This window comes from Methylophaga muralis (assembly GCF_001720165.1).
Classification (GTDB): Bacteria; Pseudomonadota; Gammaproteobacteria; order Nitrosococcales; family Methylophagaceae; genus Methylophaga; species Methylophaga muralis.
The window spans coordinates 1-3,765 of sequence record NZ_MCRI01000070.1 but is presented as its reverse complement, the minus strand read 5'-3'; the positions used below and the strand labels follow the sequence as shown (position 1 = coordinate 3,765).

Annotated in this window: 5 protein-coding genes; 3 read left to right on the top strand and 2 right to left on the bottom strand. The window is 41.0% G+C overall.

Features of this window, described 5'->3' with window-relative positions; translation table 11 throughout:
- Window positions 1–317 (top strand): hypothetical protein (locus tag A9E74_RS14405; protein WP_218104332.1); only part of this gene is annotated, 317 nt, incomplete at its 5' end.
- 572 nt (window positions 318–889) lie between these two features.
- On the opposite strand, the gene A9E74_RS13460 is transcribed toward A9E74_RS14405, so the two are convergent.
- The gene (locus A9E74_RS13460) at window positions 890–1,210 is read right to left on the bottom strand and encodes a hypothetical protein (protein WP_069297112.1); all 321 of its coding nucleotides are present in this window, start codon (window positions 1,208–1,210) and stop codon (window positions 890–892) included.
- 172 nt (window positions 1,211–1,382) lie between these two features.
- On the opposite strand from A9E74_RS13460, the gene A9E74_RS13455 reads away from it, so the two are divergent.
- Window positions 1,383–1,913: an REP-associated tyrosine transposase gene (locus A9E74_RS13455; protein ID WP_069297111.1), complete on the top strand. Its 531-nt coding sequence runs from the start codon at window positions 1,383–1,385 to the stop codon at window positions 1,911–1,913.
- 95 nt (window positions 1,914–2,008) lie between these two features.
- A complete protein-coding gene (locus A9E74_RS13450; protein ID WP_218104331.1) occupies window positions 2,009–3,010 on the top strand; it encodes a serine hydrolase domain-containing protein in 1,002 nt (333 codons plus the stop codon).
- A 183-nt stretch (window positions 3,011–3,193) separates the two neighbouring features.
- On the opposite strand, the gene A9E74_RS13445 is transcribed toward A9E74_RS13450, so the two are convergent.
- The gene (locus A9E74_RS13445; protein ID WP_069297110.1) at window positions 3,194–3,679 is read right to left on the bottom strand and encodes a pyridoxamine 5'-phosphate oxidase family protein; all 486 of its coding nucleotides are present in this window, start codon (window positions 3,677–3,679) and stop codon (window positions 3,194–3,196) included.
- Between the last annotated feature and the right edge of the window lie 86 nt (window positions 3,680–3,765).

Genomic DNA, 3,765 nt, shown 5'->3' with positions numbered 1-3,765 from the left:
GACAAGCCGATAAAGTAATTGAGTTTCTACCTGCGAACTCTCCTGAAGCCGAGCAACTAAACAAAGAGTACGTGTTAATAAAAGAGAAAGAAAAACAAAAATATCTACCAGGGCAAATTGTTGATCTTATGCAAGAAGAAGGTTATATCCATTTCAAACAATATCAGCACACCATACTCTGGAAATCAAAAGAGGCAAAAGTCCCAGCAAAGGGGTTTGGCGTTCAAGTTGCTCAAACTTGGTACTGGTATGACTTGTGGCTGAAGGAAGTAAGAAAACATTGCCAAGACAATGCTGAGCGATATGTACAGATCTAAGCAAGGTAGGTTGGGCTGAGGTACGAAGCCCAACAATCCAAATCATAAAAATGCTTTCACATTTCAAGGTGGTTCAATAAAACTAGCCTATCCGTTGGGCTTCATAAATTCAGCCCAACCTACCAAATTAATCTTCTTTATAGGATTTTTGAAACAGGGGGGGTAAGGAAGCATTGACAAAGAATTTTTAATCGTTATTTTGCTTTCTAATAAGATAACTATCTAGTAAAGGCCAAACTTCCAGCTCATCATTAAAAATAGCAATTCGATCTTGATTCGCTGATATAAGAATGCCTGTTGCAATGATTTTATTTTTGATTTTTGGTATCAATTAAATAAGAACATTGGCCGACTTTTTCTTCATGGTTACAGCCTGACTCTGCATATATTTGTATTTGCTTTTCAGCATCAGCTTTCCCTCTTTCATATGGAAAAAGCGGTTAATAATCCCACGAAACAAACAATGACCAGTGGATAATAAAACCAAGATGAGAGTTCAACATGCATCTCACCTAATACACACCAATGCCATTGTGTAATACCCAAAATTTTCCTGCCTTGATTTTCTTTACTTATTTCTTCAAATAACCAATCTTTGCCACTTTTTTTTTGCATAACGTGCATAAAAAAAAGAAATCAGCCCAATAATGACTAAAAAAAACAAAAAAACCAAGCCAGTATGTCCATTTAGAAAGTAACCATGCAATTGCTACAACGCCGATATACCAGCTTTCAACCAGTACATCGCTCATATCTTTATTTATAAGTTCGTAACTCAACCCAAAGGTAAAGATACGCCCTAAATGGTAACTAAAGCCTGATAACAATATACATGGCACTGTAATAGCCACCACAGAAGCAGCCATTTTTAATAATCGTTCATACTTTTCCATAGATACATCCTTGTTTATCTTATAAATTAGCCCGTAGGTTGGGCTGAGGCACGAAGCCCAACATTTTCAAATATGACATAAAAGCCCATCATAAACTAAAATTACAAATCGCTTATTGGGCTTCATAAATTCAGCCCAACCTACCATTAATTTTTCACAAGGAATGTGATTGATGCGTTATCGCCGTGCTGATGTGGCTGGTGCCACTTATTTCTTTACGGTTAATCTACTGAACCGCAAACAAACATTGCTGACAAATCATATTGATACCCTGCGTTCATGTATCAAAACCGTAAAACAGAGACATCCATTTCACATTGATGCCATGGTCATACTTCCCGATCATTTACATGCAATCTGGACTTTACCACCGGGCGACTCTGATTTTGCCAAACGCTGGATGTTAATCAAAACAGCTTTTTCTCGATTATTACCCAAACACGAAATCATCAATCAAAGCCGAAAATCGAAACGAGAACGCGGCATCTGGCAACGCCGTTATTGGGAGCATTTAATCCGTGATGATTTGGACTATCAAAGACATGTTGATTACATTCATTACAATCCGGTGAAACATAGTTATGTCGATAAGGCTGTTGATTGGCCTTATTCCAGCATTCACCGGTTTATTGAGAAAGGCATCATTTCAAGTGATTGGGGTGTTGGTGAAACGATGAATGATCTGGATATGGGTGAATGTTAATTTGTTTGTCTTTTTTTGAATTCAACTAAATTATTAGATTGATGAATAGTCCTACTGATGAATTGATCGTTTTCAAAATCAAATAGGATTTACACGTGTCAAAAATCTCCCTGCAAAAGCTCTTAATCACATTCACAGCAATATTAACGATAGCCCTGACCAATGGTACCGCTCTGGCACAACCTGATTTCAAGACGATCGCAAATGAGGCAAAACGACTTGATCAGCTGCAATCCCTGGTCATACATCAAAATGGTGAACAGTTATTCGCTAATGCCTTTCGTGGTCCAGCTTTGGATACACCGGTTAATATCAAGTCGGTTTCAAAGACCATTGTGGCACTGCTGACCGGTATCGCCATTGACCGTGGCATGATTGAGGGACCTGATCAACGTGTATTGCCTCTGCTAGGAAAATCAGCTTTTGACGATGATCGTGACAATCTGACTATCGAACATTTATTAACTATGCAGACCGGGTTGGATAGCACATCAGGTAGGAATTATGGGGCATGGGTCTCCAGCAACAATTGGGTCGACTATGCTTTGAATCGTCCATTAGTGGATCGTGTTGGCGGTCGTTTCATCTATTCCACAGGCGGTTGGCATATCCTTGGTGCAGCACTCACACAAGCTTCCGGGCACAGCTTGCATCGTCTGGCACAAGACTGGTTAGGTAATCCGCTTAATATCGTTATTCCACCCTGGGTCGCCGATCCACAAGGGCGTTACATGGGCGGTAACGATATGGCAATGAGTCCGCTTGGGTTGGCTCGGATCGGCGACATGGTATTGAATGGTGGAACAATTGATGGTGAGGAAGTGGTCAGCCAAAATTGGCTTGAAACCTCCTGGGAGCCTCGTGGCTTATCGCCCTTTTCAGGTGATTTATACGGCTATGGCTGGTTTCTGACTGAATATGCGGGTCATAAAGCAGTCTATGCTCGGGGGTATGGTGGTCAGATGCTGGTTCTTGTTCCAGAGCTGCAGTTATCCATTGTTATTATCTCTGACCCTACCCTTCCTGCCCGCGGCGATGGTCATTTTGGCGATTTGGAGCAGTTGCTTGAGAGGATCGTAGGTTGGGTTGAAGCATGAAACCCAACTTTAATAAATGAAATAACACTTTGGATTTGTTGGGTTTCCCATGCTCTACCCAACCTACGTTTTTTATCTTATCGATGGTCATTGGTGAGAATTTACGTCGAATTCAATAAAAAGGGCCAGACTTATTGAAATGAAACTCAATGCAGCATGGCCCTTTGCTCTAAAAAACATTTCCTAGCCACCAAACTTTTCATTTTCGCCAATATTCGGCTTGGTGTGAGTGATATTGGCTTTGGCAAATTCATAAAGCTGGAAAGCTTTACTCTCTGTGGACATCCAGTGTTCACCCATCTCTACTTTGATTTCCAGTAAGGCGACCTCGGGATCCTCTTTGCCTTCAGGAAACCAGGCTGCAATAAACGGATTCCAATATTTATCTATCAACGCTTGGTTATTTGTTAGCTGAGCTTTGCCTGACAGTGAGACATACACACCTTCATCCTGGTCAGAAAAGGTCAGGCAGACATCCTGATCACGGTCAGTTTCAGTGACCTTCTCGGCACTGCGACGAGTATAAAACCAAATGGTGCCATCATACGCATCCTGAACTAAATGCATTGGTCTGGCACGCGGTACGTCATCATCAAGTGTGACCAGCATGCCGACTTTAATATCTTTTATCATTTCCCAAATTTTTTGCTTATGTTCTGGACTAGACATCAGGTTGAACTCCTTTGAAACACGATAAATACAATTACATTGGCCGCACCACTGCTTCAGATAATAATCAGCCTGGATTTTCCAGG